Source organism: Streptomyces sp. NPDC060049, from assembly GCF_042736715.1.
Taxonomy (GTDB): Bacteria; Actinomycetota; Actinomycetes; order Streptomycetales; family Streptomycetaceae; genus Streptomyces.
Map to the genome: position 1 here is coordinate 40,179 of NZ_JBHWVV010000019.1, position 14,855 is coordinate 55,033.

The 14,855-nt window shown below is 70.6% G+C and carries 14 protein-coding genes; 12 read left to right on the forward strand and 2 right to left on the reverse strand.

Annotated elements, in window-relative coordinates; all coding sequences use genetic code 11:
• Nucleotides 1–5: 5 nt before the first annotated feature.
• From ACFWBY_RS29700 to ACFWBY_RS29715, 4 genes are read left to right on the forward strand one after another with little or no spacing between them, the layout of a single operon-like run.
• Nucleotides 6–410: a roadblock/LC7 domain-containing protein gene (locus ACFWBY_RS29700; RefSeq protein WP_208948645.1), complete on the forward strand. Its 405-nt coding sequence runs from the start codon at nucleotides 6–8 to the stop codon at nucleotides 408–410.
• Complete coding sequence (locus tag ACFWBY_RS29705) at nucleotides 407–766, forward strand: DUF742 domain-containing protein (RefSeq protein WP_385340231.1); 360 nt, start codon at nucleotides 407–409, stop codon at nucleotides 764–766. The genes ACFWBY_RS29700 and ACFWBY_RS29705 overlap by 4 nt, the downstream gene beginning before the upstream one ends.
• Entirely contained in the window at nucleotides 747–1,367 is a 621-nt protein-coding gene (locus tag ACFWBY_RS29710; RefSeq protein WP_385340233.1) for an ATP/GTP-binding protein, read from the forward strand. Before ACFWBY_RS29705 ends, ACFWBY_RS29710 begins: the two co-directional genes overlap by 20 nt.
• Complete coding sequence (locus tag ACFWBY_RS29715) at nucleotides 1,364–2,746, forward strand: cytochrome P450 (RefSeq protein ID WP_385340234.1); 1,383 nt, start codon at nucleotides 1,364–1,366, stop codon at nucleotides 2,744–2,746. The genes ACFWBY_RS29710 and ACFWBY_RS29715 overlap by 4 nt, the downstream gene beginning before the upstream one ends.
• Nucleotides 2,747–2,800: 54 nt before the next feature.
• Here ACFWBY_RS29715 and ACFWBY_RS29720 read toward each other — a convergent pair whose 3' ends face one another.
• Nucleotides 2,801–3,898: a hypothetical protein gene (locus tag ACFWBY_RS29720; RefSeq protein ID WP_385340235.1), complete on the reverse strand. Its 1,098-nt coding sequence runs from the start codon at nucleotides 3,896–3,898 to the stop codon at nucleotides 2,801–2,803.
• Entirely contained in the window at nucleotides 3,895–4,812 is a 918-nt protein-coding gene (locus tag ACFWBY_RS29725; RefSeq protein ID WP_385340237.1) for an SAM-dependent methyltransferase, read from the reverse strand. Before ACFWBY_RS29725 ends, ACFWBY_RS29720 begins: the two co-directional genes overlap by 4 nt.
• Nucleotides 4,813–5,305: 493 nt before the next feature.
• Between ACFWBY_RS29725 and ACFWBY_RS29730 the strand changes: the two genes are divergently transcribed.
• The 8 genes from ACFWBY_RS29730 (at nucleotide 5,306) to ACFWBY_RS29765 (ending at nucleotide 14,827) form a co-directional block, all read left to right on the forward strand.
• Entirely contained in the window at nucleotides 5,306–5,719 is a 414-nt protein-coding gene (locus ACFWBY_RS29730; RefSeq protein ID WP_385340238.1) for a hypothetical protein, read from the forward strand.
• Nucleotides 5,720–5,853: 134 nt separating this feature from the next.
• On the forward strand, nucleotides 5,854–6,780 hold the full coding sequence (locus tag ACFWBY_RS29735; protein ID WP_385340240.1) for an aldose 1-epimerase family protein: 927 nt from the start codon (nucleotides 5,854–5,856) through the stop codon (nucleotides 6,778–6,780).
• Between the two features lie 32 nt (nucleotides 6,781–6,812).
• The gene (locus ACFWBY_RS29740) at nucleotides 6,813–7,724 is read left to right on the forward strand and encodes a cyclase family protein (RefSeq protein WP_385340276.1); all 912 of its coding nucleotides are present in this window, start codon (nucleotides 6,813–6,815) and stop codon (nucleotides 7,722–7,724) included.
• A gap of 133 nt (nucleotides 7,725–7,857) precedes the next feature.
• Nucleotides 7,858–9,462 (forward strand): GMC oxidoreductase, encoded by a 1,605-nt coding sequence (locus tag ACFWBY_RS29745; protein WP_385340242.1) that lies wholly within the window; start codon nucleotides 7,858–7,860, stop codon nucleotides 9,460–9,462.
• Between the two features lie 159 nt (nucleotides 9,463–9,621).
• Nucleotides 9,622–10,458, forward strand: a complete 837-nt coding sequence (locus ACFWBY_RS29750; protein ID WP_385340244.1) for an SDR family oxidoreductase — start codon at nucleotides 9,622–9,624, stop codon at nucleotides 10,456–10,458.
• 36 nt (nucleotides 10,459–10,494) lie between these two features.
• Entirely contained in the window at nucleotides 10,495–11,961 is a 1,467-nt protein-coding gene (locus ACFWBY_RS29755) for a cytochrome ubiquinol oxidase subunit I (protein WP_385340245.1), read from the forward strand.
• The gene (locus ACFWBY_RS29760; protein WP_385340247.1) at nucleotides 11,958–13,013 is read left to right on the forward strand and encodes a cytochrome d ubiquinol oxidase subunit II; all 1,056 of its coding nucleotides are present in this window, start codon (nucleotides 11,958–11,960) and stop codon (nucleotides 13,011–13,013) included. The genes ACFWBY_RS29755 and ACFWBY_RS29760 overlap by 4 nt, the downstream gene beginning before the upstream one ends.
• A gap of 50 nt (nucleotides 13,014–13,063) precedes the next feature.
• Complete coding sequence (locus tag ACFWBY_RS29765; RefSeq protein WP_385340249.1) at nucleotides 13,064–14,827, forward strand: cation:proton antiporter; 1,764 nt, start codon at nucleotides 13,064–13,066, stop codon at nucleotides 14,825–14,827.
• Nucleotides 14,828–14,855: the final 28 nt, after the last annotated feature.

The window sequence follows — 14,855 nt, forward strand, 5'->3', positions numbered from 1 at the left end:
CAGTGATGACTCAGCGAAGCAGTATGGACTGGATGCTCAAGGACCTGGCCGCCGGAGTGCCGCAGACGCGGCACGTGATCGTGCTGTCCGCGGACGGGCTGTGCGTGGCGCAGTACGGGGCCGAGACCGACACGGCCGACCGCCTGGCAGCCGCGTGTGCGGGCCTGCAGAGCCTCGCCGGAGCGGTGGCCGCGGAACTGCCCCGCTCCGAGGGCAGGATGCGCCTGGTCGTGATCGAGATGGACGGCGGGTTCTTCTACCTGATGGCCGCCGGCGACGGCTCCTACCTCGCGGTCCTTGCCGACGAGGGCGTCGACGCGGGCCTGATGGGCGCGCAGATGCGCAACCTGGTGACCCGAATGGGGGACCACCTGAGCAGCCCGCCACGACATGACGGGCAGCCCGCGTGAATGAGCCGCCCGCAAGCTGGGAGGACGGCAGCCCCGAACGGCTCTACGTCATCACCGGCGGACGCAGTGGACCCTCCACCGCCGTCCATCTGGACCTCGTGACCTTGGTCGTGGCCAAAGGGACCGCCCGGCCGGAGATGCAGCCCGAGCAGGCGGCCATCCTGCGGATGTGCCAGTCACCGCTGTCGGTGGCCGAGATCGCCGCGTACGCGGGCCTGCCCGTGAGCGTCGTCACCGTGCTCGTCGGAGACCTGATGGCCGCTCAGCGCGTGTACGTCCGTCCGCCCGTTCCCGCCGCGCAGCTACCCGACCTTGCTCTGATCGAGGCAGTGATCGATGGACTTCAAAAGCTCTGACCCGCCCGCCGGGCCGCGCCCGGCGGACATACTCCCGCAGACGGCCGCGGCAGCCGTGAAAGTCGTCATCGTCGGCGGTTTCGGCGTGGGCAAGACGACGATGGTCGGTGCGGTCAGCGAGATCAAACCGCTGACGACCGAGGAGACGATGACCAAGGCGGGCGTCGGCGTCGACGACACCTGGGGCGTGTCCCGCAAGATCACCACCACCGTGGCCATGGACTTCGGGCGCATCAGCATCAACGACGAACTCGTGCTGTACCTGTTCGGAACCCCGGGCCAGGAGCGCTTCTGGTTCCTGTGGCGCGGGCTCTTCGAGGGCGCGCTCGGAGCGGTCGTACTCCTCGACACCCGGCGGCTGGAGATCAGCTTCGACGTCATCGGACAGCTGGAGGAGCGGGGCGTCCCGTTCGTCGTCGCCGTCAACTCCTTCGCCGACGCGCCCGAGCATCCGCTGGAGGAACTGCGCCAGGCCCTCGATCTGCCCCCCGCCGTCCCGATCCTCGTCTGCGATGCCAGACGGCGGGACTCGTCCCGCGATGTCCTGCTGACCCTCATGCGCTACCTGCACTCCCAGGCAGCCACCCAGGAGGCAATGTGAGTACCGGCCCCACCCCACCGCCCGAGTGCCCCGCCCACGCGGCGGGCGGTCTGTACCGTCTCCACGGAGCGGAAGCCCAAGAAGACCCCCTCGCGTTGTACGAGAAGCTGCGAGCCCAGTACGGGCCGGTGGCCCCGGTGCTGGTGAGCGGGGACCTCCCGGCATGGCTGGTCCTCGGTCACCGGGAGAACCTGGACGTGGCGCGCACGTCGTCGCGCTTCGCCCGCGACCCCCGGGGCTGGCGCGACATGAGAGAGGGCCGGGTACCGGCCGACACCCCGCTCGGCCCCATGGTGTCGTGGGTGCCGGTGTGCAACTTCACCGACGGGCCCGTACACGAGCGGCTGCGCGCGGCCGTGGTGGAGTCCCTGGAGCGCTTCGACAAGCGCGGTATCCGCCGCTACGTGACCCGCTTCGCCAACCAGCTCGTCGACCAGATCGCGGGCGAGGGGTACGCCGACCTGGTGTCCGCCTTCTCCGACCAGCTCCCCATGCTGGTCATGACGCAGCTCATCGGGGCGCCCGACGAACACGGACCCCTGCTGGTGAACGCGGCGCGCGACATGCTGCAGGGGACCGAGACGGCCCTCCAGAGCGACCGCTACGTCACTGCCACGCTGGAACAGCTGGTCGTCGAGCGCAAGGCCGAGCCCGCCCGCGACCTCGCGTCCTGGCTGATCGAGCACCCCGCGAACCTGAGCGACACCGAAGTGCTGATGCACCTGCGCGTCGTGCTGATCGCGGCCTACGAGACCACCGCCAACCTGATCGCCAACACGCTGCGGACCGTACTGACCGACCCGCGCTTCCGGGCCAGCCTCTCCGGAGGCCACATGACCCTGCCCGACGCCCTGGAGCAAGTCCTGTGGGACGACCCGCCGATCAACACGATCATCGGGCGCTGGGCCACCGGGGACACCCTGCTCGGCGGCCAGCAGGTGAAAGCCGGCGACATGATCCTGCTCGGCCTGGCCGCGGGCAACGCCGACCCGCAGATCCGGCCGGATCCCGACGTCTCCGTCCACGGCAACCGCTCCCACCTGGCCTTCAGCAGCGGCCCGCACGAGTGCCCGGGCCAGGACATCGGACGCGCCATCGCGGACACGGGTATCGAAGTGCTGCTGGACCGGCTGCCCGACCTCCAACTGGCGGTCGACCCGAGCGAGCTCCGGTGGCGCGGCACCCTCATGTCGCGCCACCTGCTGTCCCTGCCGGTGCGGTTCGAACCGCGCTCCGTACCGGGCCCCGGCCCCCAGCCCGAGCAGCCGTCCGGGCAGCGCGCGCACGCGCTGATCCCGCCACAGCCGACGTCGGCACCCGCGGTCGCCGCCCGCCGCCGTGGTGTCGGCTGGTGGCGCCGGCTGTTCGGCCGCCGCTGAGCCGGCCCTGCGCGCCCGGGCCCCGGCCGCTCCGGCCGGGGCCCACGACCGCGCTCAGCCGCGCAACCGCTGCCACCAGGAAGCGAGAGCCGGCAGATCCGGCGGCTCGGTCCCGGCGACGCTGGGGGTGTCGGCGAACCGGACGTCGAACCTGGATTCCGAGCGGGGCAGCTCGTACCGGTTGCGCGGACTCGCGTACCGGGGTGCACGGCTCTGCCACGTGATGGAGCCGGCCACGTAGTGCCCCAACGCCGCCAGGTGACGGCGCAGTTCCCCGTCCGCGCCCTCCTCCAACCGTGCCCGCAGGCCGATGAAGAGGACCATCACCCGGTCGCGCAGGGCCACCGCGAGCGGAACCGCCTCGGCGGGGGAGCAGTTCTCCTGATGGGCGAGGACATTGACGAGATTCACCTCCTTCGGCTCCAGGTGGTCGTCCTTGTCGTAGGAGAACAGGTCGTTGTCCGCGCTGACGACGAAACCCGCCGCGTCCGTCAGCGTCGTCAGGGCGGGGGAGCAGAGGACATCCGCCGGCAGCCTGTCCCCGCGTGCGACGTCGGACCAGGTCAGCGAGAAGCGCGTACCGTTCGCCAGCGGGCCCATGGCGACGAAGTCGTTCAGCCCCGGCACCGTCCCGGCCTCGGCCTGGGCGGCCCGCCAGGCGGCCCCGAGCAGCCAGTCGCGCGTCCCCTCGGCGAACCTGCGCAGCTCGTAGGGCGTGAGCATGGCATGGGTGCGGTCCACCAGGTCCACCAGGGCGCGGGTCATGGGCCCGTCGGGCAGCACCGCCGCCCCCGGGTCCTCGATGGTCCGCAGCAGACGCGCGCCGTGCTCGACGACGGCGCCCGTCCCCACCTCGTCGGAACCGGAGTCCTGCCAGTCGTCGACGGCGTTGGCCCAGTAGTTCCACTCGGTGAACAGCAGGACGGCCTCCACGTTCCCCTCCGGGACGACGCGGCAGGAGAAGTCGGCGCTGTGGGTGGCGAGACCCCATGCGCGTTCGACCGGATCGGGGTACAGGCCGAAGGCGTCCAGCCACTCCACCGCCCGGGCCTCCACCTCCTTCGCCCCGGGGTGGACGAGGTCGCGCTCCAGGGGGCAGTAGAAGGACGGCAGGCGCGGACCGAGGAGGGAGGGGCGCGGTGTTCCGGTCATCGGCCGCCACCGATCCGGAAGAGCAGCAGCCGCGTCTGCACCGCGTGGTCACGCCAGAGCCGGAAGAACTTGCTGTGCGCGATCGTCGACTGTTCGAGCCGTTCGCCGCTCCAGGCGCCGGGCTCGACGCCGGGGCCCGAGCGGAGCCGATCGAGTTCTGCGGTGTTCCACGCCATGGACTGCACCCAGAACTCCGCCACCGAGTCCGTCACGTCCTCGTCCCGCACCAGCTCGAAACCGGCGGCCTCGGCCGCGGCCAGGTATTCCCCGCGCCGTCCCAGTCGCGTTCTGTAGTAGCCGTCAATGAATTCGAGCCACTCGGAGCGGACCACGAAGTGCTCCTGGATCCCGAACCACCCCCCGGGCTCCAGCGCCTTGGCGACGACCTCGAAGAGCCGGTTCCGGTCGGTGTAGCCGCTGCTCTCGTTGGCGTAGACGGCGTCGTACGCCCGGGTCTCGTCCAGGTCGTGCACATCCGCCAGGACGGGATGCACCCGGTCCTCGAGCTCCGCCTGGCGGGCGAAGCGCCGTACGATCGGGACGTGTTCCGCCGCGACGGTCAGGCTGGTGACCGACGCCCCGTGTTCCTGCGCCCAGTACAGCGAGGTGCCGCCCAGTCCGCAGCCGATGTCCAGCAGCCGCCGCGGCGGAGCCTCGTACGCGCCCCACGACCGGGCCGCGTGCTCGACTATCCGCTCCTGCGCGTCGAGCAGGCACTGCTTCAGCGTGCTCTGGGAGACGGTGGTGTCAGGAGGGCCGTCGGGATACAGCCCCACGTGGAAGTGAACGCGGGGGCCCGGGCCGTACTTCTGGAGGATCTCCTGTGTCTTGCGGCTGTAGTAGATCCGCACGGGATCGTCCGCGGCCGGGCCCTGGTCGCTGCCTAAGGACGATACGAGGGGTGTGACGCGCATGGGGTGTCCGCCCTTTCGCGGGTAGGGCTGCCAACGGGACACGCTGCGGCTCCCACCGCGTCCCGACCGGCACATTGTTGAAGCACGGATCATCGTGGCACTTCGCGGGCGTCACGTCAGCCCACTGGAGCAACGCGGATCAGCGTCCGCGCAGGCGGCGGCATCGGGGAACCGCGCCCGCGGAGAGGCCAGGCCGAGGCGCTCGTCGTCCTGGCCCGAGCGCTGCGAGCGGCGGGCGACACCGCGGGCGCGCGGGCCCGCGTCCATCGGGCGGCGGACCTCTGGTCGGGCTTCGCCCCGCGCCGCGGGGATCCTGAGGCCGGCCGACTGACGGAGGTACCGGCTCCAGGTCTGTCCGGCTCTGTGACCAGCGGTTCTTTCCCGGTCTCCGGCCTCCGACATGCGGGGGAGCACGCGGGGGGCTCAAATGGGAGACATTCGACTCGCCACACGAAAGTGCCGGCGGGTAGGTCGGACGACAGGAGGACCTGTCATGGCAAGCAACGTGCGCGAAGCCGGCCCGAAAGAGGTATCGCACAGCAGCGGCCGGCTGGTGTTCGCCGCCGTGATGATGATCTTCAGCGGCATCATGATGCTGCTCGCGGGCATCTCGGCCATCGCCCAGGACGACGTCTTCTTCGCCACCCGCAACTACGTCTACACCTTCAACCTCACCGGATGGGGCTGGATCCACCTCATCCTGGGCATCGTCATCACCGTCGCCGGCTTCGCCGTGGTCAAGGGCGTCGTCTGGGCCAGGGTCATCGGTGTGGTGCTGGCTGGACTCAGCATGATCGCGAACTTCCTGTGGCTCCCGTACACGCCGTGGTGGGCCCTGCTGTTCATCGCGATCGACGGAGTCGTCATCTGGGCGCTGTGCGTGGCACCCCAGCCGCGGACGGAATGACGTCCGGGAGAGATCGACCAGCCCCGGAGGCCGTCGTCACGGCGGTGCTCTCCCCGATGAGCCCGGAGCCCACTTCCGGTGATCTGCCGGCCGGACCGGTCAGCGGACACGTCGCACGGCCCGAGGAGCCGCCGGTGTCCCCCAGCGCGACAGGCGAGCAGTGGCAGCTGCGGCACGCAGGTCAGCGCGCCGTGGTCGCCCAGTTGGGCGGCGCTTTGCGCGACTACACCGTGGACGGCAGAGCGCTGCTCGACGGGTTCACCGCGGAGTCGGCCATCACCGGCGGGCGGGGGCAGCTGCTCGTCCCCTGGCCGAACCGGGTGGGCGGCGGGCTCTACCGGTTCGACGGCAGCGAACAACAACTCGCGCTGACCGAACCGGAGAAGGGCAACGCCATCCACGGGCTCCTGCGCTGGAGCTTGTGGAAGGTGCTCGCCCGCACCGAAGACGCGATCAGTGTCGGCACCACGCTCTGCCCGCAGCCGGGATATCCCTTCCTGCTCGAGGTCCGTGCGGAGTACCGGCTCGGTCCGCAAGGCCTCGAGACCGCCGTCTTCGCCACCAACACCGGTACGGTGCGCGCTCCTTACGGAGCCGGTCAGCACCCCTACCTGACGGTCGGCACCGATCTCGTCGACACGGCGCTGCTGACGGTCCCCGCCCGGTACCGGCTGCGTACCGACGACCAGGGCCTGCCGGTCGGCAGGGAGGCCGTGGAGGGGACCGCCTACGACTTCCGCACCGCCCGCCCCATCGGCGACCTGCGGCTGGACACCGCCTTCACCGGCCTCGACCGCGACGCGCGCGGCCGGGCGGTCGTACGGCTGGCACACCCCTCGGGGCTGCGGGGCGTCGACCTGTGGCTCGGCGAAGGGACACGGTACGTACAGCTCTACACGGGTGACACGCTGGCCGAGCCCGAACGAAGACGCCGGAGCGTGGCGGTGGAGGCCATGTCGTGTCCGGCGGACGCGTTGCGCACCGGTACCGATCTCACCGTCCTCGAACCGGGCGCCACACACGTCCTGCGCTGGGGGCTCGACTCCTGGGAGTCGCCGTGAGCCCGTCCACGCCCGGGTCCCGTACGGCGAGCATGGACGAGCGCGCGTTCCGGGCGCTCCACGCGCGACTGCGGGACGAGGCCCGGGCGGGCGGGGCCGGCGCGCGCGGAGCGCTGGACCACATGACGCCCGAGCGAGTGGTGGCGGCCGCCGCCGAAGTACGGCTCGGTCGGGCCATTTCGCTGGCCTCCCCGATCGAGACCCGTCCGGGTCCGGACAGCCCCGACCCCGCCTGCCATTGGCTGACCGGCCCGGTCTTCGACGAGCGGGGGACGGACGGGGTGCGCTTCGCCACCGACCGTTTCGCCATGAACGTGCACGGCGACGCCGACAGTCATCTCGACGCCCTCTGCCACGTCGTGTTCGACGGCGAGTCGTACGCCGGCTCGCCCGCGGGCGACGGGGCGGAGGGGACCCACCCGCTGACCGTGGACCTGGTCGCGAACGGCGTGGTCGGGCGCGGCGTGCTGCTCGACATCCCGGGTCTGCGCGGCGCGGCCTGGCTGGAACCGGGTGCCGAGGTGACCGCGGACGACCTGACGGCCGCCGAGTCCGCCCAGGGAGTGCGGGTGGGGCCCGGGGACATCCTCCTCGTCCGGGTGGGCCACCGCGGCCGACGCCGGGAACTCGGGCCGTGGAACGCGGCGCGGGCGCGCGCGGGCCTCCATCCGACCGCCATGGAGTTCTTGGCCGACCGGAAGGTCGCCGTGCTGGGCGGGGACGGCAACAACGACGCCGCTCCGAGCTCGGTCACGGGCGTGGACTTCCCCGTCCACGTCCTGGCCATGCAGGCCATGGGGATGCACCTGCTGGACTACCTCCAGTTCGAGGAGCTGGCCCCGGCGTGCGCCGAGGCCCGGCGCTGGAGCTTCCTGTGCGTGATCGCCCCGCTGCGGTTGCCCGCTGCCACCGGTTCGCCGGTGAACCCGATCGCCGTGCTGTGACCGCGACGGGGGCCTCGCGCCGGGGGGTGCGCCGCCTGCGGTCGCCGTTCACCGGCAACGCGGATACGTTCGAACCGGGGACCACTCGGCCCCGGCCAAGGGGCGGAGGCAGGCTCCGACGCCGGCCCAGGCCATGATCACAAGGACGGTGGTCGTCGTGGACGACTCCCTTCACTACGACGTCGTCATCATCGGTACGGGTGCCGGCGGTGGCACCCTCGCCCATCGGCTCGCCCCTTCGGGCAAGCGGGTGCTGCTCATCGAGCGGGGCGGCTACCTTCCGCGCGAGCGGGACAACTGGGACTCGACGGCCGTTTTCGTCAAGGGCAAGTACCGGGCACCGGAGTTCTGGCTCGACCGGCACGGGACGGAGTTCCCGCCCGAGGTGAACTACTACGTCGGTGGGAACACCAAGTTCTACGGAGCCGCGCTCTTCCGGCTCCGGCCCGAGGACTTCGGTGAGATCCGGCACCACGCGGGTCTCTCACCCGCCTGGCCGATCCGCTACGAGGATCTGGAGCCGTACTACACGCAGGCCGAACACCTGTACCTCGTACACGGCCGGCACGGCGAGGATCCCAGTGAGGGCGCGGCGAGCGCGCAGTACCTCTACCCGCCCGTGGAGCACGAACCGCGCATCCAGCAGTTGAGCGAGGACCTCGAGAAGCGCGGCCTGCACCCCTTCCACCTGCCGATCGGCGTGAACCTCACCCAGGACGGGAAGGGGCGCGCCACCCACTCCAGCGTCTGCATCCGGTGCAACCGGGTGGACGGCTTCCCGTGCCTGGTGCGCGCCAAGTCCGACGCCGAGGTGATCTGCGTGGAGCCCGCGCTGCTCCATCCCCGCGTCGAAATGGTCACGAACACCCAGGTGGTCCGGCTGGAGACCGATGCGACGGGACGCAGCGTCAGCGCCGTCGTCGGCCGGCTCGGCGACGGCTCGGAAGTGCGCTTCACGGCGGACGTGGTGGTGGTCTCCTGCGGCGCGGTCAACTCCGCGGCGCTGCTGCTCGCGTCGGCGAACGACCGGCATCCGCGGGGGCTGGCGAACAGCTCCGACGTGGTGGGCCGCTTCTACATGCGCCACAACAACACCGCCCTGATGGCCCTCTCGAAGGAGCCCAACGACACCCAGTTCCAAAAGACCCTGGCCCTCCACGACTGGTACCTGGGTGCGGACGACTGGGACTACCCCCTGGGCGGCATCCAGATGCTGGGCAAGTCCGACGCCGATCAGATCCACGGGCAGGCTCCGCGGTGGGCGGGAGCGGTCGCCCCGGACATGCCCTTCGAGGTGATGGCGCACCATGCCGTCGACTTCTGGCTGTGCGGCGAGGACCTGCCGCTGCCCGACAACCGGGTCACCCTCGAGAGTGACGGCCGTATCCGTCTCGCTCTGGACGAGAAGAACAACGCCGAGGGCATGAAGCGGCTGATGCACAAGCTGGAGGGCATGCTGGGCCACTTGGGCATGCACGAACACCGGCTGCTCTCCCGCAGCATCTACCTGCACAAGGGCATGCCGATCGGCGCGACCGCGCACCAGGCGGGCACCGTCCGCTTCGGAACCGACCCGGCTTCCTCCGCGCTCGACGTCAACTGCAAGGCACACGATCTCGACAACCTGTACGTCGTCGACACGAGCTTCTTTCCGAGCATCGGCGCGGTCAACCCGTCCCTGACCGCCATCGCCAACGCGCTGAGGGTCGGCGACCACCTGCTCGCCAGGCTCGGGTGACGCCCCGGGGCTCATCAGATCGGACGAAGATGCTCGACCCATCGGCGCAATGGGAACCGGCCGAACGCGCCGCCCCGCACTGCCGGTGGTTGCGTGACCTCCGTGGCGCCCGGTCCTGACCGGGCGCCCGCCCGGGCCGCGCAGCGAGGAGAGAAGGTCATGGATTCCACCGAGGTACCGCAGAGGGTGATTCCCGCGGATCTGCTGAAGGGCCAGAAGGCCTTGGTGACCGGCGCGAATTCGGGGATCGGGAAGGCCACGGCGATCGCCTTGGGCCGGGCCGGCGCGGACGTGGTCGTGAACTACGTGGCGGACCGGGACTCCGCCGAGGAGGTCGTCAAGGAGATCACCTCCTTCGGGGTGCGTGCGGCGGCTTACGAAGCCGACGTCTCCCAGGAGGACCAGGTCGTCGCCATGGTGGACCGGATGGTCCGGGAGTTCGGGACGATCGACATCATGGTCGCCAACGCCGGCCTGCAGCGGGACGCCCGGTTCACCGACATGACCCTGGCGCAGTGGCAGAAGGTGCTGGACGTCAACCTCACCGGCCAGTTCCTGTGCGCGAGGGAGGCGACGAAGGAGTTCCGGCGCCGCGGTGTCGTCCCCGAGGTGTCGCGTGCGGCCGGGAAGATCATCTGCATGAGCTCGGTGCACCAGATCATCCCGTGGGCGGGGCACGTCAACTACGCATCCTCCAAGGGCGGCGTGCAGATGATGATGCAGACCCTGGCCCAAGAGCTCGCTCCGGAGAAGATCCGGGTGAACGCGGTCGCCCCCGGGGCGATCAAGACGCCGATCAACCGCAGTGCCTGGGAGACGCCCGAGGCGCGTCAAGACCTGCTGCGGCTGATCCCCTACGACCGGATCGGCGACCCCGACGACATCGCCCACGCCGTCGTCGCACTCTCCTCCGACCTCATGGACTACGTCGTGGGGACGACCCTGTTCGTGGACGGCGGGATGACCCTCTTCCCCGGCTTCGCCACCGGTGGCTGACCCGCGTCCGGCAGGCCACTAACAGGAGAGGCGTACATGCTCAGCTCTGTCCTTCTGGCGGCGGACGCCCCGGCGCAACTGCTGCCGGCCCGGGAGCTCATGGCCTTCACCCTGGCCTCCCACATCATCCTGGTACCCCTGGGGGTCGCCCTCCCCCTCATCACCTTGGTCATGCACTACCGCGGGCTGCGCCGCAAGGACGCCACCGCGCTGCTGCTGGCGCGACGCTGGTCGGCCGTCATGGCGGTGCAGTTCGCGGTCGGCGTCGTCACCGGGACAGTGCTCTCCTTCGAGTTCGGCCTCCTGTGGCCCGGCCTGATGGGACGGTGGGGCGACGTCTTCGGGATCGGGTTCGGTGTCGAGGCCTGGGCGTTCTTCCTCGAGGCCGTCCTCATCGCGATCTACCTCTACGGCTGGCGGCGGTTGAAACCGCGTACGCACTTCCTGCTCGGGCTGCCGCTTCCGGCGACGGCCCTGCTCGGCGCGTTCGGGATCCTCGCCGCCAACTCCTGGATGAACACGCCGCAGGGGTTCTCCCTCGACTCCGCCGGCAACCCCGTCGACGTGGACGTGTGGAAGGCGATCTTCACCCCCATGTTCGGTCCGCAGTACTGGCACTTCGTCGTCGCGATGCTGATGACGGCGGGCTACCTGGTCGCCGGCGTCTACGCCGTCGGCATGCTGCGGGGCCGCAGGGACCGGTACCACCGGCTCGGCTTCACCGTCCCCTTCAGCATCGCGGCGGTCGCCACTCCGGTGCAGATGCTTCTGGGCGACTCCATCGCACGGGCCGTGTTCACCAAGCAACCGGTGAAGTTCGCCGCCATGGAAATCGTGTGGGACACGGATACGCGCGTGCCCGAGTACCTGTTCGGCCGGTTGCACCCGGACGGATCCATCTCGGGCGGGATCAAGATTCCGCTGCTCGACTCCATCCTGGCCGGGTTCAGCCCGAACACCAAGGTGGTGGGCCTGACCTCCGTCCCGGCGAGCGACCGGCCGAACGCGACCCAGGCGACCATCGTCCACTGGGCCTTCGACATCATGGTCCTCATCGGCACCGGGCTGATCCTCCTCGCGCTGTGGTACGGCTGGATCTGGCTGCGCCACCGCCGCCTCCCCGTCTCCAAGTGGTTCTTCCGCAGTGCGGCGTGCGCGGGTGTCGCCTGCGTCGTGGCGGTGGAATGCGGATGGGTCGCCACCGAGGTGGGACGCCAGCCCTGGATCGTCTACCAGAACATGCGGGTCGCCGAGGCGGTCACATCGACCCGCTCCACCACCCTGTGGATGATGTTCGGCCTGGTGATCGTGGTGTACGTGTTCGTCTTCGGCTCCCTGCTCGCCGTCCTGCTCAAACTGAGCACCCGTTGGCGCCTGGCCGACGAACAGCAGGCGGCGCACGCACCCGAGGCGGACACCCCCTACGGGCCGAGGGCAGCCGCCCAGGCCGGTGACATCCACACGTCCGCAACCGGCGGCGACCCCCGGGACGGCCGCCAGTGACCGCCGACGTCATCGCCGTGACACTTCTCCTCGCGATCGCCGCGTACGCGTGTGCGGGCGGTACCGACTACGGCGCCGGGTTCTGGGACCTGACCGCGGGGGGCGCGGAGCACGGCAAGCGTCCCCGGTGGCTCATCGACCACGCGATGGCCCCCGTCTGGGAAGTGAACAACGTCTGGTTGATCTTCGTCTTCATCATCATGTGGACCGGCTTCCCCACGCTCTTCCAGACCGTGTTCACCGCGATGTGGCTCCCGCTGGCGCTGGCCGCCGTGGGCCTGGTCCTGCGCGGCGCCGGTTTCGCCTTCCGCAAGCCGGCCCGCCGGCTCGTCGGCCGACGCCTCTACGGTGCGGTGTTCGCCGTGGCCTCGCTCGTCACACCGTTCTTCCTGGGCACCGCCGTCGGCGGGGTCGCCTCCGGGCGGGTGGTTCCCGGTACGGGGGCCTCGGCGGACGCCTGGGCCAACCCGACCTCGCTGATGTTCGGGCTGGTCGCCGTCGCGACCACCGCCTTCCTCGGCGGGGTCTTCCTCACCGGCGACGCGCGTCGCCTGGACGCGCCGGATCTGGTCGGCTACTTCCGGAGGCGCGCCCTGGCCAGTCTCGTGGTATTGGCGGTGCTCGCGGTGATCACGTTGCTGGTGACCCGGGAGCACAGTGCGTACGTGTGGCACGGACTGACCCACGGGCTCGGGCTGGGCTTCGTCGTCGCCGCGGGAGTCGCTTCCCTCGCGACGGCCTGGCTGCTGCTGCGGACGCCGGGTGTCTGGCTGCGCGTCGCGGCCGTCGGTGTCGTGGCCTGCGCGGTGTTCGCCTGGGGCATGGCCCAGCGCCCCTACCTCATCGCGACGTCGCTCACCGTCGCCGACGGGGCGGGCGACCCCGCCTCGCTCACCTGGCTGCTCGTCATCACCCTGGTGGCCGTGGTGGTCGTCTTCCCGGCCGTCGCCTTCCTGTACTGGTTGGACACGCACGGCGAACTGGAGGAACTCGCGGACTCCGACCTGCGACGGAGCAACACCGGCAGGGACGGGCCCGCCGGGAGCGGCTGACCCGACGGCTGTGTCCCCATCGCGCCCGGACTCCGAGGAAGGGAGGTGCCGTGACGGACGACGAGATCCTTCTCGGGATCGCTCTGACGGTCATGCTGGCTACCGGATCCCAGATCCTGGCGAGCAAGCTGCGCGTCCCCGCTCTGATCATCCTCCTGCCGGCGGGGTTCGCGGCGGGGGCCCTCACCGATGTCGTCCATCCGGACCAGCTGGTCGGGCAGCTCTTCTCCCCCCTGGTGTCGATGGCCGTCGCGGTGATCCTCTACGACGCGGGTCTCGGGCTCAACGTGCGCAAGCTCGCGGGTCGGACCCGGTGGATCGTGGGGAGGCTGCTGCTGCTCGGCGTACTCCTCACCTTCTTCGCCACGGCGGCGGTGGCGCCCGCCATGTTCCACATGCCGCTGCGGGTGGCCGCGATGCTCGGGGTGATCCTCGTCGTCTCCGGCCCGACCGTCGTCGGTCCGCTGCTCGACTTCGTCCGTCCTACCGACAAAGTGCGCCGCATCCTGATCTGGGAAGGGACGCTGACGGATCCCATCGGCGGCATCCTGGGCGCACTCGTCTTCCATGCCATCGCCACGACGCACCAGGTCGACATCGGCAGGGGCTACCAGCTGGGCCAGTTCGCCCTCAGCATGGCCGTGGGCCTGGTCGGCGGGGCGGTGGGAACGGCCCTGCTCTGGCTGACGCTGCGCACCCTGCGGCTGGGCGAGACCCTGGGCACGCTGGCCCAGCTGGCCACGGTGATCACCGTGTCCGCGCTGTGCGACATCGTCCGCGACGACACGGGGCTCATCGCCGCGATCGTCGCCGGTCTCGCCGTGACCAACATCCGCGGCTTCGACATGCCGGCCCGACGGCCCTTCTTCGAGACACTGGTCCAACTGATCATCGGCCTGTTGTTCGTCTCCATCTCGGCCAGCGTCACGCCCGCCTCCGTGGTGCCCGTGCTGCTGCCCGCACTGGGCCTCATCGCCCTCCTCGTCCTCGTCGTGCGCCCCCTGGTGGCCCTCGTGTCGACGAAGGGGTCCGGCCTGGCCCCCGGGGAACGGGCGTTCATCGGATGGATGGCCCCACGGGGCATCGTCGCCGCGGCGACGGCCTCGGCATTCTCCGCCGGCCTCGCCGAGCGCGGGGTGCCCGGAGCGGCCCGCATCCTTCCCGTCACCTTCCTGGTGATCGTGGGAACCGTCTTGCTGTACGCGTTGACGGCGGCGCCGGTGGCACGACGGCTCGGCATCGTCGAACCCGCCGGCAGCCGGATCCTGTTGGTCGGCGGGGAACCCTGGGTGGTGGACCTGGGAAGGACGCTGCAGAGTGCCGGCCTGGACGTGCTGATGTGGGCGGGAGCCGACGCGGAACGAGAGCGGATCACCGGCGCGGGCATCGAGCTGGCCACCGGTGACCTGCTGGCCACGGCGACCAACCCCGGGGCGCGGCTGGAAGGCGTGACGGCCGTGTTCCTGGCCACCGACGACGACGATTTCAACGCGCTCGCCGCAGTGGTGATGCAGGACAGCGTCGAAGGCTCCGTGTACCGGGTGGGGCCGCCGCACGGCAGCCACGGGGTCGTCGCCCCTTACACCGGCGGTGACATCCTCTTCGGCGCGGCCCTGGTCCGACACGTCCTGGCGGAGCGCTACGAGCGGGGAGCCCGCTTCGTGATCCAGCCCGGCTCGGCCCCCCTCCCGGCGGGCCACGACACCCTCTTCGTGGTACGCGCCGACCAGCGCCTGGAGCCGGTCACCGAGAGGCAGCACGTCACCCCGCAGGAGGGAGACACGGTCGTCCTGCTCGGCTCCGTCCCCTCCTGAGGGTGAGCGTCGAAGCCACCCGAAGGAC